The organism is Neobacillus niacini, assembly GCF_031456445.1.
Taxonomy (GTDB): domain Bacteria; phylum Bacillota; class Bacilli; order Bacillales; family Cytobacillaceae; genus Neobacillus; species Neobacillus niacini_I.
Window position 1 is genome coordinate 18628 of the sequence record NZ_JAVDUQ010000018.1, and the last position, 15532, is coordinate 34159.

Consider the following 15532-nt stretch of genomic DNA (forward strand, 5'->3'; position numbering starts at 1 on the left):
AAAGCCGCTGTCTTGTTGTATAATGAGACAAAATATTACTGTTTCGTTTGTAAAGGAAATGAACACATGAAAAAAAATCGTGCTTTATTTTTAACGGCGGTTGCTTCAGGTACCATGCTGAACCCGTTAAATTCATCAATGATTTCACTTGCCTTAATTAGTATCCAAAAGGATTTCCATCTTTCATTTACAACTGTCTCATGGCTGATTTCATCCTTTTATCTTGCCAGTGCTGTTGCCCAGCCAGTTACAGGAAAAATTGGGGATTTAATCGGCCGAAAGAAAACATTTATCGCAGGGTTGGTTCTCGTTGCATTGTCTGCTTTTACAGCACCGTTTTCCACCTCCTTTCTGATGTTATTATTTATGCGTCTCATTCAATCCATCGGCAGCAGTGCCATTTATCCTTCCGGGGTATCGTTGATTCGGGACAATATTAAAGAAAGACAGGCCTCCGCTTTATCCGTTCTTTCTATTTTCGCCTCTGCAATGACGGCTCTTGGCCCGACACTTGGGGGATTTTTGATTGTTTGGGGAGATTGGCCGGCGATTTTTTGGGTAAATGTCCCCTTTATTCTCTTAAGTTTGCTGCTTGGCTGGTATATGTTCCCAAAGGATCCGCCAAAAGAGAAAGAAAGTATAAGAGAATTTCTTTCTCATCTTGATTTGTTAGGGATCGGTTTTTTTGCAGGCGGGATGGTGTTTCTATTATGGTTTTTGTTATCGTTTGAATCGAAAATTCATTATTTATCCGGAATTGCTGGGGTATTATTTTTCTTATTATTTGTTTGGCGGGAGTTACATGTGAAGGTGCCGTTTATTGATGTGCGAATCTTTAAAACACATCGGCGGCTTTCATGGGTTTATCTGCAGTTTATCGTGTTAAATATCTTTTTTTATTGTTTATTTTTCGGTCTCCCCCTTTATTTCCAGGATGCTATGCATTTAAGTGTGGAAAAAAGTGGTTTGTACATGCTGTTTATGTCTGCGATGAGCATTATTATTTCGCCTATTACTGGAAAATGGATTGATAAAACGGGGGTGAAGAAGCCGATTGTGGTGGGAGCACTTTTATCGATTGTTGGGGCTGTTTTCTTATCGGTCTTCTTTATTAAGTCCACCTATTGGTGGCAAATTGGTTTGATTTTAGCTTTATTAGGTCTAAGTTATGGGATTGGAAATGTCGTTTTGCAGGTGGCGATGTTAAAAGAAAGTCCGAAAGAGATACTTGGGACGACGTCGGGGTTGTTTCAAACCTGCCGCTATTTGGGGTCGATACTATCTTCGATTGTCCTTGGGTTGGTTTTTGGAACGGAGGTTTCACCACAGAAAATGGAAATCCTTGGGGGCGTATTAATCTGCATCGGTGTTGTAAGCTTTATCATGAGTTTGTGGTTTGCAAGGATAAAAATGAAGAGAGTGCATGTTGGGTAAGGGTAGGATGATTGAGGGCCTGAAAGTGCCTGTAGTTGGTGTTTATTTATTGGTTGGGGCACTATCAATTATTAAATCACCTCACTGTCCACCTCATATGGACAAAAAACCCACTTTGTCCATGTGAGGTGCCTGTCACTTTAAATGTTTTTTTATGTGCTCTTTTGGGTGCCAGCAGTTGAATTTGTAATGGGTTTTGGTTTCGTAGCCGAGACGGCTGCAGTAATAGTGCATGCCTTTTTCTTTTTTCTCTGCCTTAAAGTGCCGGCATGTGGCACAGCAGTGGTATTCTTTCATCGCATTCTCGCCGCCTTTAATAGGAATCTTACATTTCCAAAACTATTAAACTTTCCTTCATAGTTTGTTCACATATTTTCGTTAAGATAGAATCAGGTTCAGGACGAACCTACACCGCTCCCCTTTTAATATAGATTTGAATTGTAAAGCCCGGCAGGCATTTGCCGGGTCATTTTTTTACCCAACTAAACTATAACTTTCGTTCCATATAAAGATCCCGATTTTCAATTGTCTTAAATCCATATTGATTATAAAGTCCGTGGGCATCATTGGTAGCCAACATCAATTTAACAGCATCCTTTAAATTAGACTGTTCCGTTATGATTTCCATCAGCCATTTGGATAACCCTCTTCCGCGAAATTCATCAAGGATGAATACATCCATGATCCAGCCAAATCGGCAAAAATCGCTGACAGCGCGGGCGAAGCCAATCTGTTTACCATTACCTTCGACCGGACTTCCCTCATATACCCCAAAACAAATCGAAGAATTCTCAATTGATTTTTTTACCACTTCGAATTTAATCCCTGGAACCCAGTACGATTTCTCACTCAAAAATTGATGAATCAGTGGCAAATCAAGGTATTGTTTTTCTGTACAAATATAAAATCCATCTTTTTCCCAAATTGACAAAGTCATCACCTTTCAGCAAAACCATTTCATTTTTAAGTATACGAACCCCGTTACCTGTCAATAACAATAGCAATTAAGTAATAAAATGGGGTGTTCATAAATGAAAGGAATTTATTTAATTAATGATCAAATCAAATTAAATAATCTAACGAAGGAAGAAAGCTTTACCCTTCAAGAACAAGTTATTTTAGATCATATTCAAGAGCATGGCATTAAAGTTGTAAAATTAAACTCTAACCAAATCTATCAACATTACACAATTCCTCATGCCATGCTATATGATTTGAAAAAGAACCAAATCCAGTTGGATTGTTTGGTCCTTTATTCTCCAGAAGTGATGGAGGATTTTATTTACACTTACCCGGCGAGGTGGCTCATTTTAAAAAGTTACTTTAAAAAAATTGTCACTTTAGAAGGAAAAAATGACCAGCTATCGATTAAAAGCGTTATTTAAATGTCTTTGCTTTCTTGCGGTAGATGATGACAAAGTTAATGAGGAAAATAACCAAAATATAAAAGCCATACAAGCCAAAGGATAAAAGCTTATTGCTGCTTAGTGTTGCACCAACAAACGACAACAGCAAAATATTCGGGATTTTCCCGATGGTGGACGCAGTAAAAAATATGGGCCAACTCACCTTACTTAGACCGCAAATAATATTCACAACCGGTGCTGGAATAATCGGAACTAATCGGCAGGCTAAAATGGCAAGGAAGGAATTGCGATTCAAGAAAGCTTCGTATTCCTGAACCTTAGGATATTTCAAGAGCTTTTCCTGTGCATAATCTCTGAATCCATACCTGGTGATAAAAAAGAAAACCATTGTTCCAGCCATGGCCCCCACTAGAGATATAACCATTCCCTGGCCCGTCCCAAAAATGGCTCCAATCATTCCTGCTAACACAGGAAAGGGAATAAGCGGGAAAAAGACACAAATTGCTACTAATAGCATGCTGATAAAAATCGAAAGTGTCCCGCCTTGTTTAATTAAGTGGACAAGTTCATCCTTTTGCAAGAAGCCGATTACAATGATCAAAATTAAAATAATAATACTGATTAGTCTTTTTATCATCTATTACTCCCCGGACTGAATCATTTTTAACATTCCTACTTATTCTTTTTTTTAATAGTATAATCCTTCTTCTACCATAGAAAACATTGGTCTAAAAACATTTTATATAAAAGACGTTTTAAAGTCACGAATAGACAAATATCTGTTAAAAGGATGTAGAAATTTTGTAACAAACCAGCCATTCATGGAAGGATGACCATTTTATAATGAACCTAGGTAGATTATTTTTTACAAAATACATAGAATTTTGGTGATGAAGATGCATGGTTTTGATAAAGGACATCCATCAAGTAACAACCATCCACATGGTTTAGGTAAATGGATTGATTACGATCAAAATCCATTTATTGTGATTTGGGAGGTAACACGGGCATGCCAGCTTAAATGTGTCCACTGCCGGGCAGATGCACAGCTGGCACCGGACCCGCGAGAGCTGACACATGAGGAAGGACTCAATCTGATTGATCAAATCTATGAAATGGATAATCCGATGCTTGTATTTACCGGTGGGGACTGCATGATGCGCGAGGATCTTTTCGAGCTTGCAGATTATGCGGTTAAAAAAGGGATGCGTGTCTCGATGACTCCAAGTGCCACCGCAAACGTTACTAAGGAGCGTATGGAAAAGGCAAAAGCGGTTGGTCTTTCCCGCTGGGGCTTCAGTCTAGATGGCCCGACACCTAAAATACATGACCATTTCCGCGGAACACCAGGATCGTTTCATTTAACGCTTGAAAAAATAGACTACTTAAATGAACTTAACATGCCGCTCCAAATTAATACAGTGATATCCCGCTACAATTATGACTCATTAGAAGAAATGGCCAAGCTTGTGGGCGAATTAAAAGCAGTGATGTGGTATATTTTCTTACTGGTTCCAACTGGCAGAGGTCAGTTAGATGCCTGCATTACTCCCGCTGAGCATGAAAAAGTATTTCGATGGTTGTATGAGTTAAGTAAAACGGCTCCGTATGATATCAAAACAACGGCTGCCCAGCACTACCGCCGTGTCGTTCTCCAGCAAAAGGCGCGGGAGCATCTCATCGCAAACGGCGAAATTCGCTACGAAGATTCTATTACTACCGACTTTGCTTCGCTGCAAGATGGCCTGAAACGGGCACCTAAAGGTGTAAATGATGGGAACGGCTTTTTATTCGTCTCCCATATTGGAGATTGTCTCCCGAGCGGACTGCTACCAATTGTTGGCGGGAATATTCGAGAGACGCCGCTTGCAGATATTTACCGTAATTCAAAAGTATTTAAAGACTTAAGGCAGCCAGACAATTATAAGGGGAAATGTGGTGTATGCGAATATAACAAGGTTTGCGGCGGTTCCCGCTCCAGAACCTACGCCGTAACAGGGGACTATATGGAGAGCGAACCATTCTGCGTCTATACCCCACTTGCACTTAGAAACCAAGCACCTGCACCGGTTTAAATGACGAATGGAGGCATCCCCTTCACGAGGATGCCTCTTTTAATGAAGCAATTGATCATTTCGTTTATCAATATACAGGGAACCGTCTTTTTGTAATTCCGCATAAAAAACTTCAGAGAGATTTGTGCCTGCTTGTGTTAATTGTTCATTTACCCATTCCCTATTTACATTTAATTGTTTTAGATTCTCATCTATGATCTTGCCATCTGCGATAATGTGGATGGGAATCGGTGTTTGTTGCGGCTGTTTAAGCTGAAATGGCCATTGTTCCTGATTCAAAGGCTGTTTCCCTTCCTTAAGGAGGACAGAGACTTCACCATTTGTTTCGAAAATAGCATATTCAACATCTTGAATTGAAAATACATCTTTTTTTCGAAGAAGCAACTGCAAATGGTCAATATCCAAGCCCGATTTTTTTAACGCCTTATCCATTACCTTTCCTTGTTTTATGATAATCACGGGTTCACCTTCAATCAACTTTCGAAACGTTCTAGATTTTAAATCAATAAAACCTACCAACACTGTTAACCCGGCCCAAGTCAAAAGGCTAACAATCCCGGTAGACACTTTTATACTCGAATCTATGGTCAAGGCTCCGGCGACAGTTCCAATCGAGATTCCAGTAATGTAATTTAAAAAAGTCAGCTGTGAAATCTGTTTTCGTCCCATCAACCTTGTCAGCAGAAAAAGAACGATAAATGCTCCAACCGCCCTTACAAAGACCTCAATCAAATTCATATTACAGCCCCTCCTTTTATTCGATTAATCCGGTATCAGTAATTTGAACCTTAGAATTGACCTTAAAGGTGATATTCGGATATATTTGCTTCCACTCTTCCCAGTCATTTTTATTAAAATGGCGGGAACGATAGTGCAGTCCAAACCCAATCGGATCCACATTCGCTTTTTGCATCTTTAGTAAAACCTGTTTAACGATTTTTTCACTAGACTTCTCCACCGCTTTTTCATAGCCAGACAACTCTTGATTCGTTATTTTTTTACTTGTTTCTTCGATTGCCCCTCTTAACGAAAATTTCACCAGAATATATGGCCGCTTTCCTTCAGCAGTATAGATTTTATAATTTGTCTTCACTTTTTCGGTATTAATGATAAATTTCACTTTTCCTTTTTGTGCATTAATTGCACTTTTTTCCTCTTGGTCCAACATGAAATTCATTACTTTTGTTTCATCAGGAGTAAGTGTCAGCTTTAAATGTGATTTATCTAAAAGCCCAACCCTATTGATTTCAATCGTTTCTTTTTTCGCTTCAATGATTGGGAGCCATGGGATCTAATCCTCTCTCAATTAATCTTCTTTTCAAATCAAAAAGAAATTGTGAAATCACATAAGGGATCTCGGACCCGTCTTTTCCAAGGGAATGAGATAACGCGTTAGAAGGAATCGTTTCAGACTTAGGCCTTACTTTTAAAACAGACTGCGCAAATGGCTTTACCTTTGGCTGTGATTGAAGATAAGCTAAAAAATGATCAGGTGATGGTGCTTTAAAAAAAGGTTTAATCATATAATCCTGCAGAATGGTTTCATCACTAATTGATTTAATATAGAAAGCTTCAATGTATTTATCCTTTGTATGTAACTCTTTAAAGACCACATCTTCTGCCTGTTTAATTTTGCTTCTTAATGAATCTTTAATCGCTTCAATTCGATTAAACATCATAGTACTCCTCCGCGTTCCACATCTTTCCTTTTAACCTTCCTTTTAAAATGGGATTTTATTCCGAAATCCTCATTTATCCACGCTTTCAAAAAACGGGATAGGTTTTCATGATTTTGCCAATATATTAAAATAGACTCAGAAAGGCTCGCTATCTTAATAGGAAACAAGAGCCTGTTTTTTTCTACAAATTCGTTTATAGTTAATTTTAGGAATTTAAGTGTAGATAAGGAGTTATTATGATTAGAACGATTGCCATTAATCAAAATTATGAATTAGTCAAGGACGTTGAGGTTGCAAAGCTGGTGAAGGGAGAGTTTCGCTGGTATTGGATCGATTTTCAAGAGCCAAGCGAGGAGGAAATGGAATTGCTGAGGGTACCGCTCGATTTTCACCCTCTGGCAATTGAGGATTGTATCCATACACTTCAGCGCCCAAAGCTCGACTATTATGATGATTATGCCTTTTTTGTCACACAGGCATTGAATTCCCAGACGATGACGAGAGAGGAAGTAGATTTTTTTCTCAGCAAGCATTATATTGTTACTTTTCATCATAAACCCACTTCCGAAATTGATGAAGTTTGGAGTCGGTTTAGTCTCGGTAAGGCTATAAAAAAATGGGATCCTTCACATGTGTTATATAATGTTCTCGATAAAATGGTTGATAATTATTTTCCGCTTGTCTACCAAATTGAAGATACCTTAAATGAAATTGATGAGAATTCAAAGGGGCGCTCGATGGAGGATTTGCTTGAGGATTTATTCGATGCAAGGCATGACCTTCTCTTCCTAAGGCATACAATCACGCCGATGCGGGATTTATTGTATCGAATCATTAATTCACAGCGATTGACAAGTATCCAAGGCCGGATTGCATATTTTTCCGACATTTATGACCATTTGCTAAAATTATCGGAGATGATTGAAGCAAATCGAGAACTGACTACCGATATTCGGGATAGTTATATTTCCATTAATTCACACCAAACGAACCATGTTATGAAGGTTTTGACTGTTATCACGACGATTTTCATGCCGATTACCTTCATTGCCGGACTCTATGGAATGAATTTTCATTATATGCCGGAATTAACCTGGAAATACGGGTACTTTGGTGCACTTTTTCTCATGGCTTTAATTACTTTAGGTATGTATCTGTGGTTTAAAAAGAAGGGCTGGTTTAAGTAGGTCAAACCAATGGGAAATAGATAATGATGGCGGAAGGAGAAACGCTAAAATAATACATGAATAAAAAACACCAACTTCTCAAAAAAAGTTGGCGTTTTTTATACTTGTTATTTGGATTTATTCGCTAATTCCTTTAAGGCATCTGTTAGTTGATCGTTTAAAGTCCCCAACGCCTCTTTATCTAGAGTTTTTGCTTCTGAACCTGCAATGGTTGGGTCAAGATATTTTTCTACTTTTTCGTAAAGGTCCTTGTTATCCTTTTTAACATCGTCTTCAAATGAAGACCACTGATCTTCTAATTTTGGTCCAACTTCTTTCACTTTTGCTTGGTCTCCACTATCGATTGCTTTTGACAACTGTTCTGTTGTATCCAACATTTTATTTACACCATCAGAAACTTTATTATCAGTTGAGCTACAACCTGCTAATACTAATGCACTTCCAAGACCGATTGCTAAAACCATTGAAGTTAATTTTTTCATGATAGTTTCCTACTTTCATTATTAATATTGTTAACCGCATTAATTTTTTTATTTTTAAAATTCTTTAATAAAAGGACAATAACAGCACCAAGAACAAGAATTACTTGTGGAATTGTGCTTTCCCATGATGGGTATAGTGCAAAAAATTCTATACTTGGAATGCTTTGAGAATTCGTCGTTGGAATTAAGCCAGATAATTGTAGGCTGTGTATCCCCATTCCCGTAAACTTAATACAAAGGTAAAATACAATGACACTAGACACCATAAAGAATGGGCGAAGGGGTAATTTTAAGCCTACAAATATCATCAAATAAGCTAAAATACCAAGAATGACAGCTCCGATAAGAAAGCCAAATAGTAATGACTGAAGTTTTATTTGGCTTGCCATTCCGATATAAAACAACACCGTTTCCGTTCCTTCTCGAAATACCGCAAGAAAGGCAAGAACTCCTAATGAAACCAGTTTACCCGTTGTTAATGCTGCTTGGCTTTTTTCACGAATATACCGATTCCAATCAGCGATATTGGATTGACTGTGAAGCCAATAACTCATATACAATAACATGACTGCCGCAAAAACTCCTGTCCATCCAGCGATCAGAGCATTATTATTACCAAACGCTCCAGATGAAATCACAAATTTTACAATTACTGCAAGAATCACACTAACGCCAAGACCCGATAATACCCCAGTCCAAATCCAGCCTTTTCCTTTTCCCTCTCCTGATTTTTTTACAAAGGACATTAGGGCAATTACTACAAGTAATGCTTCTAATCCTTCACGAATTAAAATCATAGCTGCATCCCAATAAGTGTACTCCGATTTATCGGCTAAAGGGGTTAGATATGTTATCATGTTATCAATTGTTTTATTTGCTTCTTTATAATTTGGAGGATTAGCAGTAAGCATGGCTTGGATGGTAACCAAATCTCTTTCAGAATCACTATAAACAGTGGCAGATTGTGCAACCACTACTCCTTCTACGCTCAACCAGCTACTACTTGCCTTTTTAATACCATCTAGTGCTTCTGTTTGATTTTGCTCTTTAACTTCCTTTTTTGTTTCTTGGAGAAGCACGATAAAATCATCTAAAGATATATCCTCTTTCTTAAAGCCTGATTCCTTTGGGTATCCACCACTTGCAAATTTTTCATTAACTGCCTTTAAACCTTGTAAAGCTTGTAAAACTTGATCCTGTTTTTTAAGGGTAAGGGCATAGACGACCTGACCCATATTCGATTCAATGTCTCGATAGGCAGTAGCTGAATCAGCTTTAATCCCTTCTTCAATTTCTCGCCAGGTCTTATTAAATTGATCATAAGCCTTTTGTGCTTCTGATAGATTCCCTTTAGAAGCAAAATCGATGGCTTGATCAACTGATACCTCAGCTTTCTTTATATCCTCTCTGGAATTTCCAGATGCTAACACAGGATTATGTATCCCAAATCCTAATATTAATAGAAGGATAGATAATTTAAGTAATAGATTTTTGTTCATATGGCACCCCTTGTGAAATAAATCAATTGATAACGAATTTCAATTTCATCTATAACTATTGTATTTTTATTGATAATGATTGTCAATTAGATTTTTTTACTACTCTTTACAATTTTGTGAACAAAAAAAACCTGCCGTTACATGGCAAGGTTTTGGTTTTTATATTTATGGTTCCACGTAGAACCTATTTATAATAAATTTTAATTATCTTCCCCGGGTTTGTAATAATAAGGATCCTTTCGATGATTTATTATTTCATTATTATCGATAAATAGCTTTCCGTTGTCTAAAAAGGTTGCAAGTATAATATTCTCCACTTTTTCACCCATTTTTTTAACCTCGTTCATTAGCCAACCCTGTTCTAATTTTAGATATTTTAAATTATGATAAATTATTTGACCATCCATGATCAGGGGAATGGGAATGTACTCTTTCTTTACCGATATATTTAAATCATTAGGCTGAACAGGTCGGTATTTTGACTTGGGAATCACACTAATACTGCCTGTCCCTTCCATTACAGCAAGAGCAATATTTCTTGTGTCCGTGTACCCTTTCACTCTTAAGTGTGACAATAATTCATTCACCGGCATACGCGCCTTTTTCAGCCCTTTTCGATCAATATCTCCATTACGAATCAACACTGTAGGACTTTCATATAAAATCCATCTTAATTTATTATGTAATGATAAACGGATAAAAATTTTATATAAAATGACGGTAATGGCACCATAAAGGATGGCTTTTCCAACATTACTTACCTCAACAGGTGTACTAATAATATTCGTAAGAACGAAGATATACAATAAATCGAAGGTATGCATTTGGGAGACGGCTTTTTTTCCTGTCACCCTTAAAAACAAATAACCTGCGATAAAAACGATGAAGGTACGGTAAATCGTTTCCAAATTCATCTCCCCTAAATCTTGCAAATATCTATTTGAATTGTTCCCTAATCTAGGAAAAATAAAATGCACACGGGATTTAAACAAGCTTAAATCCCATGTGCATGAATTTCTCTGCCTTTCATTCCCCGATTTACTTCCAATTCTTATATACAACCTTCCCGCCTGTTAAATCAATGGTATTCCGCTCACCCTTATAGTATTTTTTGCCGTTTTTTTCTACAATTAAATTTTCATAGGTGTACACCTTTTGACCGTTTGGAAGATGGATCACAACCTTTTTTCCGTAATCCTCCGACGGTGATTCAATGTGAATCGTGCTAAAATAAAAATAACGAAAGACAAAGAAACCTACGGTTAAAATGATACAAGCAAGAATGAAAAAGATTGGACCTTTTCGAGTGGATTGCTTCGGCTTATCATGGTATAGTTCAAATCTGGTCATTTTTCTCCCTCCGCCAGTTTGTAAATCGCTAATTTTTGATTTCCCCTTATCTTTAAAATTGTTCCAGTTATGCCCAATTTACTTCTGTTTTATCCATATAAAAAGATTAATTACTGCTAACCTATGCAGGAATATGAAAAAAATTGCCGAAAATACATTTTTTGTTATCTAGAATTCAAATAGCTGTATAATAAACAAGAATGAATGATTGAAAGGAGAATCGCCTTGCCATACGCAGATACAAACGAAACGATGAAATTAATTGCGGACCTTGTTTCAATCCCAAGTCCGTCCGGAAATACGAATGATGTTATTACATTTGTCGAAAATTTCCTCTCAGAGTTACAGGTAGAAACAAAAAGAAACCGTAAAGGTGGGTTAATTGCGACCATCCCCGGAAAAGATACAAATCACCATCGGATGTTAACCGCTCATGTCGATACGCTTGGAGCAATGGTAAAGGAAATTAAAGGTAACGGCCGGCTGCGAATCGACCTTATTGGCGGCTTCAAATACAATTCCATCGAGGGTGAATACTGCCAGATTGAAACAAGTGGAGGGAAAAAAATTACTGGTACGATTTTGATGCATCAAACCTCTGTCCATGTTTATAAGGATGCAGGTAAGCTTGAGCGCAACCAGGAAAACATGGAAATCCGGATTGATGAAAAAGTACATAATGCAGAAGAGATCCGCGCCCTAGGGATTGAAGTCGGGGATTTCGTTTCATTTGATCCACGGGTCGAAATCACTCCCAGCGGCTTTATTAAATCGCGGCATTTAGATGACAAAGCAAGCGTTGGAATTCTGTTACAATTAATTAAGCAACTCAAAAGCGAAAACATTAGCCTGCCCTACACAACCCATTTCTTAATTTCGAACAATGAAGAAATCGGCTATGGCGGCAATTCCAATATCACGCCGGAAACGGTTGAATATTTAGCGGTTGATATGGGAGCAATGGGTGACGGGCAATCAACCGATGAATACACGGTGTCCATTTGCGTGAAGGATGCCAGCGGTCCATATCATTATGACTTGAGGAAAAAATTAGTGCGACTTGCAGAAGAGAATAAGATTCCTTATAAGCTTGATATTTACCCATTCTATGGATCGGATGCTTCTGCTGCGATCCGTGCCGGACATGATATTGTCCACGGTTTAGTGGGTCCCGGCATTGATTCGTCCCATGCTTTTGAGCGGACTCATCAATCCTCGATTGAAGCAACAGCAAAGCTTTTATACCACTATGTCCAATCACAATTAGTCCAATAAGAAATCAAGTTTGGACCAATCAACCTCTAAACTAAAGGCTCGATAAGTGGTTGCAAAAAGTATACTAAAGAATTACAATTAATAGCCGGTGCGGTAATTTTGCACCGGCTTTTTCAATGTTTTTTATATATGTAATCATAAAAAATTAATAGTGTTCTCATTCAATTTTAATGCACGGAAACACAAAGCGGATTATGATTATAACGTCACAGGAATAAGGCACCAACCACCTTGATCAGGGCAATATTCCCTATCAAACACTTGATGAAAAACTATAATTTATTAACTAAAAATTCATTCCTGACAAAAAACGTTCACAATAATGACAAAAAATAAACGCGGGGTAATTAGTATGATTCATAAATTAAAGGATTTTTTCTACCGTGAAAAAGTACGATGGGTCAGCAGATTTATCTATTACCTGCTCATCCTGCTTTTATTGTTTTTCATGTATGGATTCAATGACGCAAGTGCCGGGTCCTATATTTATAATGACTTTTAATGTGGAGGTAACCACTTATGAAACTGATATCTAATATCAAAAGATTAGCAGAAACACAGCCAAATGCACTTGCCTTCGTCTCTCAGGACCAAAAAATCAGATATGGAGAACTTTGGAAAAAGGCGGAGCAAACTGCCTCATCTATTTTAAACCTAGATCCTAAGCCATTATCACCGATTTTAATCTATGGTCACATGGAACCTGATATGATCGTAGCTTTTTTAGGCAGTGTGACAGCAGGTCATCCATATATTCCTGTTGATACTTCCATCCCGATGGAGAGAATAACAAAAATTATTGAAAGTTCGAAAACCAAATTAGTGATAAATGTGTCTGAAGAACCTCTATTCATTGAGGATTCATCCGTACAGGTTGTAAACTCAGCACAATTGTTAAACCATTCTTTCCTACCAGTCACTATGGATTCTTGGGTAAAGGAAGATGAAACTTTTTATATTATTTATACGTCAGGAAGTACGGGGAATCCAAAAGGTGTGCAAATTTCCGCAGATAACCTGCAAAGCTTTGTTGATTGGATGGTAGAAGACTTTCCTATCAATGGCGGACTTCGCTTTTTAAATCAAGCACCTTTTTCATTTGATCTTTCCGTCATGGACCTTTACCCTGCACTAGCAAGCGGTGGGACGATTTTTGCAATAACAAAAGAAATGATTGCAAAACCGAAAATTTTATTTGAGGAATTTAAAAAATCCAATACACAGGTATGGACGTCAACACCTTCATTTGCCCAAATGTGTTTAATGGATCCAACCTTTAATCAAGAACTGCTTCCGGAATTATCGGTATTTCTTTTCTGTGGAGAGATTCTACCTGTTTCCATCTGTGAGCAGTTGAAGCATCGGTTTCCGAAGGCAAAAATTTTCAACACGTATGGCCCAACAGAGGCAACAGTTGCGGTAACTTCTGTTGAGGTGAAAGATGAAATTTTACAGGAATATCAAACCCTTCCTGTCGGAAAGGCAAAGGGTGACACGCAAATTGTTTTACTGGATGAAAACCAACAGCCGGTTTCAGAAGGTGAAAAAGGTGAAATCATTATTGTAGGACCAAGTGTCAGCAAGGGGTATTTAGGGCAAAAGGAACAAACAGAAAAAGCCTTCTATATATATAACGGTGTGCAAGCTTACCGGACAGGCGATGCCGGATATATAGAACATGGGCTCCTGTTTTATAAAGGGCGGATGGACTTTCAAATTAAGCTGCATGGCTATCGAATGGAACTTGAGGAAATCGAGTACCATATTGCAAAATCGAAATATGTGAAATCAGCAGTGGTTGTTCCGATTTATCAAAAGGAGAAAATTGATTATTTATCGGTTTTGATTATCCCAACTGAGCACAACTTTGAAAAAGAATATCAATTGACCGGTGCGATTAAAAAAGAACTAGGTGAAGTACTTCCAGCATATATGATTCCAAGAAAGTTTTCCTATCATGAAGAACTGCCAATCACTCCGAATGGGAAAATCGACCGAAAGCAAATACGCGAAAAGGTTTTACTATGACTCCATACGGTTCGTTTACATTTTTTTTCATCCTAGTGATACTATTAGCACCAACGGTCATTCTTGGACTGCAAGGAAAGAGATTTCATACCTACAATATGATCATCTCTGTTGTAGTCTTAGCGATTATTTTTTCATCCAAGCTTACTGGTTTCATCGCTTTAATTATTTTCACCGTGTGGCAGGTTCTGTTAATTCAGGGGTATATCTGTTATCGGAAAAAAGCGAACAGCGGGGTGGTTTTCTCGCTTGCTGTAATGGCCTCGATTTTGCCGTTAGTCATTTCCAAGTTCCTGCCCTATTTTTCACAGGTCAATTGGGTTTCCTTTTTGGGGATTTCCTATCTAACCTTTAAGGGTACACAAATGATCATGGAAACAAGGGACGGGTTAATTAAACAAAATATACCGCTCCCACGCCTGCTTTATTTCATTCTGTTTTTCCCGACGATTTCTTCTGGTCCGATTGATCGTTATCGCAGGTTTGATAAGGACCTGAAGCAGGAACAAACGGGAGAAGAATATAAGCAGCTTTTATATGATGGGATTAATAAAATTTTTCAAGGGTTTTTATACAAATATATTATCGGATATTCGTTAAATCATTTTTTAATTGCCAATTTGAGATTCATCGCAACTAACCATTTTCAAAGTCATCTTTTCTATATGTACAGTTATAGCCTGTACTTATTTTTCGATTTTGCCGGTTATAGCTGCTTCGCGGTTGGTGTTAGCTATATCATGGGTGTCAAATCGCCGGAAAACTTCAATTTGCCGTTTATCAGCCGCAATATGAAGGATTTCTGGAATCGCTGGCATATGAGTCTTTCCTTCTGGTTTAGGGATTATGTCTATATGCGCTTCGTTTTTTGGATGACGAAAAAGAAATGGATTAAAAATCGAAATGTTACATCCAATCTTGGCTATATTTTACTGTTCCTGCTTATGGGTTTTTGGCATGGGCTTGCGATTCAGTATATTGTTTATGGAATGTATCATGCCCTATTAATGGTCGGCTATAATACATTTGAGCAATGGAACAAAAAGCATAAATGGTGGCCGCAAAATAAGTTTACTAAAGTGTTTAGTATCCTATTAACCTTCCATGTGGTTTGCTTTGGATTTTATATTTTTTCAGGACATTTAATTCATTAGAG

The 15532-nt window shown here is 37.7% G+C and carries 17 protein-coding genes; 8 read left to right on the forward strand and 9 right to left on the reverse strand.

Annotated features, from left to right (window positions below):
* The first annotated feature begins 66 nt into the window (after window positions 1-66).
* Window positions 67-1434 carry an MFS transporter gene (locus tag J2Y67_RS15290; RefSeq protein WP_310175482.1) on the forward strand — a complete coding sequence of 456 codons (1368 nt, stop codon included), beginning with the start codon at window positions 67-69 and terminating at the stop codon, window positions 1432-1434.
* Between the two features lie 487 nt (window positions 1435-1921).
* On the opposite strand, the gene J2Y67_RS15295 is transcribed toward J2Y67_RS15290, so the two are convergent.
* Window positions 1922-2365 (reverse strand): GNAT family N-acetyltransferase, encoded by a 444-nt coding sequence (locus J2Y67_RS15295; RefSeq protein WP_310175484.1) that lies wholly within the window; start codon window positions 2363-2365, stop codon window positions 1922-1924.
* 100 nt (window positions 2366-2465) lie between these two features.
* On the opposite strand from J2Y67_RS15295, the gene J2Y67_RS15300 reads away from it, so the two are divergent.
* Window positions 2466-2819 carry a hypothetical protein gene (locus tag J2Y67_RS15300; protein WP_310175486.1) on the forward strand — a complete coding sequence of 118 codons (354 nt, stop codon included), beginning with the start codon at window positions 2466-2468 and terminating at the stop codon, window positions 2817-2819.
* Here the strand turns inward: J2Y67_RS15300 and J2Y67_RS15305 are convergent.
* Window positions 2812-3438, reverse strand: coding sequence for a TVP38/TMEM64 family protein (locus tag J2Y67_RS15305; RefSeq protein WP_310175488.1), 627 nt, complete (start codon window positions 3436-3438; stop codon window positions 2812-2814). The genes J2Y67_RS15300 and J2Y67_RS15305 overlap by 8 nt on opposite strands.
* 259 nt (window positions 3439-3697) lie before the next feature.
* Here J2Y67_RS15305 and J2Y67_RS15310 point away from each other — a divergent pair, with 259 nt between their 5' ends.
* Complete coding sequence (locus J2Y67_RS15310) at window positions 3698-4876, forward strand: TIGR04053 family radical SAM/SPASM domain-containing protein (protein WP_310175490.1); 1179 nt, start codon at window positions 3698-3700, stop codon at window positions 4874-4876.
* 39 nt (window positions 4877-4915) lie between these two features.
* On the opposite strand, the gene J2Y67_RS15315 is transcribed toward J2Y67_RS15310, so the two are convergent.
* The 3 genes from J2Y67_RS15315 to J2Y67_RS15325 all read right to left on the reverse strand — a co-directional run bounded on the left by J2Y67_RS15315 (window position 4916) and on the right by J2Y67_RS15325 (window position 6552).
* On the reverse strand, window positions 4916-5614 hold the full coding sequence (locus J2Y67_RS15315; RefSeq protein WP_310175492.1) for a DUF421 domain-containing protein: 699 nt from the start codon (window positions 5612-5614) through the stop codon (window positions 4916-4918).
* A 16-nt stretch (window positions 5615-5630) separates the two neighbouring features.
* A complete protein-coding gene (locus tag J2Y67_RS15320) occupies window positions 5631-6053 on the reverse strand; it encodes a Ger(x)C family spore germination C-terminal domain-containing protein (protein ID WP_396954084.1) in 423 nt (140 codons plus the stop codon).
* Between the two features lie 91 nt (window positions 6054-6144).
* On the reverse strand, window positions 6145-6552 hold the full coding sequence (locus J2Y67_RS15325; protein WP_310175494.1) for a hypothetical protein: 408 nt from the start codon (window positions 6550-6552) through the stop codon (window positions 6145-6147).
* A 239-nt stretch (window positions 6553-6791) separates the two neighbouring features.
* On the opposite strand from J2Y67_RS15325, the gene corA reads away from it, so the two are divergent.
* A complete protein-coding gene (gene corA / locus J2Y67_RS15330; RefSeq protein ID WP_310175496.1) occupies window positions 6792-7742 on the forward strand; it encodes a magnesium/cobalt transporter CorA in 951 nt (316 codons plus the stop codon).
* 107 nt (window positions 7743-7849) lie between these two features.
* Here the strand turns inward: corA and J2Y67_RS15335 are convergent, their stop codons facing one another.
* The 4 genes from J2Y67_RS15335 to J2Y67_RS15350 form a co-directional block, all read right to left on the reverse strand.
* Window positions 7850-8224 (reverse strand): hypothetical protein, encoded by a 375-nt coding sequence (locus J2Y67_RS15335; protein ID WP_310175498.1) that lies wholly within the window; start codon window positions 8222-8224, stop codon window positions 7850-7852.
* Window positions 8221-9723: an FTR1 family iron permease gene (locus J2Y67_RS15340; RefSeq protein WP_310175500.1), complete on the reverse strand. Its 1503-nt coding sequence runs from the start codon at window positions 9721-9723 to the stop codon at window positions 8221-8223. Before J2Y67_RS15340 ends, J2Y67_RS15335 begins: the two co-directional genes overlap by 4 nt.
* A gap of 200 nt (window positions 9724-9923) precedes the next feature.
* Entirely contained in the window at window positions 9924-10637 is a 714-nt protein-coding gene (locus J2Y67_RS15345; RefSeq protein WP_396954085.1) for a DUF421 domain-containing protein, read from the reverse strand.
* A gap of 124 nt (window positions 10638-10761) precedes the next feature.
* Window positions 10762-11073, reverse strand: coding sequence for a hypothetical protein (locus J2Y67_RS15350; protein ID WP_310175504.1), 312 nt, complete (start codon window positions 11071-11073; stop codon window positions 10762-10764).
* 204 nt (window positions 11074-11277) lie between these two features.
* On the opposite strand from J2Y67_RS15350, the gene J2Y67_RS15355 reads away from it, so the two are divergent.
* The 4 genes from J2Y67_RS15355 to dltB all read left to right on the forward strand — a co-directional run bounded on the left by J2Y67_RS15355 (window position 11278) and on the right by dltB (window position 15530).
* Window positions 11278-12348, forward strand: a complete 1071-nt coding sequence (locus J2Y67_RS15355; protein WP_310175506.1) for a M42 family metallopeptidase — start codon at window positions 11278-11280, stop codon at window positions 12346-12348.
* A gap of 322 nt (window positions 12349-12670) precedes the next feature.
* Complete coding sequence (dltX, locus tag J2Y67_RS15360) at window positions 12671-12850, forward strand: teichoic acid D-Ala incorporation-associated protein DltX (protein WP_396954086.1); 180 nt, start codon at window positions 12671-12673, stop codon at window positions 12848-12850.
* A gap of 17 nt (window positions 12851-12867) precedes the next feature.
* A complete protein-coding gene (gene dltA, locus J2Y67_RS15365) occupies window positions 12868-14376 on the forward strand; it encodes a D-alanine--poly(phosphoribitol) ligase subunit DltA (RefSeq protein WP_310175508.1) in 1509 nt (502 codons plus the stop codon).
* Complete coding sequence (gene dltB / locus J2Y67_RS15370) at window positions 14373-15530, forward strand: D-alanyl-lipoteichoic acid biosynthesis protein DltB (protein WP_310175510.1); 1158 nt, start codon at window positions 14373-14375, stop codon at window positions 15528-15530. The genes dltA and dltB overlap by 4 nt, the downstream gene beginning before the upstream one ends.
* Window positions 15531-15532: the final 2 nt, after the last annotated feature.

Bases quoted from the DNA above. Each gene is read 5' to 3' on its own strand.
- J2Y67_RS15310 (WP_310175490.1), top strand. From the start codon at position 3,698: ATGCATGGTTTTGATAAAGGACATCCATCAAGTAACAACCATCCACAT.
- J2Y67_RS15300 (WP_310175486.1), top strand. From the start codon at position 2,466: ATGAAAGGAATTTATTTAATTAATGATCAAATCAAATTAAATAATCTA.
- dltB (WP_310175510.1), top strand. From the start codon at position 14,373: ATGACTCCATACGGTTCGTTTACATTTTTTTTCATCCTAGTGATACTA.
- J2Y67_RS15355 (WP_310175506.1), top strand. From the start codon at position 11,278: ATGATTGAAAGGAGAATCGCCTTGCCATACGCAGATACAAACGAAACG.
- J2Y67_RS15315 (WP_310175492.1), bottom strand. From the start codon at position 5,614: ATGAATTTGATTGAGGTCTTTGTAAGGGCGGTTGGAGCATTTATCGTT.
- J2Y67_RS15325 (WP_310175494.1), bottom strand. From the start codon at position 6,552: ATGTTTAATCGAATTGAAGCGATTAAAGATTCATTAAGAAGCAAAATT.
- J2Y67_RS15345 (WP_396954085.1), bottom strand. From the start codon at position 10,637: ATGAATTTGGAAACGATTTACCGTACCTTCATCGTTTTTATCGCAGGT.
- J2Y67_RS15340 (WP_310175500.1), bottom strand. From the start codon at position 9,723: ATGAACAAAAATCTATTACTTAAATTATCTATCCTTCTATTAATATTA.
- J2Y67_RS15290 (WP_310175482.1), top strand. From the start codon at position 67: ATGAAAAAAAATCGTGCTTTATTTTTAACGGCGGTTGCTTCAGGTACC.
- J2Y67_RS15305 (WP_310175488.1), bottom strand. From the start codon at position 3,438: ATGATAAAAAGACTAATCAGTATTATTATTTTAATTTTGATCATTGTA.
- dltA (WP_310175508.1), top strand. From the start codon at position 12,868: ATGAAACTGATATCTAATATCAAAAGATTAGCAGAAACACAGCCAAAT.
- J2Y67_RS15350 (WP_310175504.1), bottom strand. From the start codon at position 11,073: ATGACCAGATTTGAACTATACCATGATAAGCCGAAGCAATCCACTCGA.
- dltX (WP_396954086.1), top strand. From the start codon at position 12,671: ATGACAAAAAATAAACGCGGGGTAATTAGTATGATTCATAAATTAAAG.
- J2Y67_RS15320 (WP_396954084.1), bottom strand. From the start codon at position 6,053: ATGAATTTCATGTTGGACCAAGAGGAAAAAAGTGCAATTAATGCACAA.
- J2Y67_RS15335 (WP_310175498.1), bottom strand. From the start codon at position 8,224: ATGAAAAAATTAACTTCAATGGTTTTAGCAATCGGTCTTGGAAGTGCA.
- corA (WP_310175496.1), top strand. From the start codon at position 6,792: ATGATTAGAACGATTGCCATTAATCAAAATTATGAATTAGTCAAGGAC.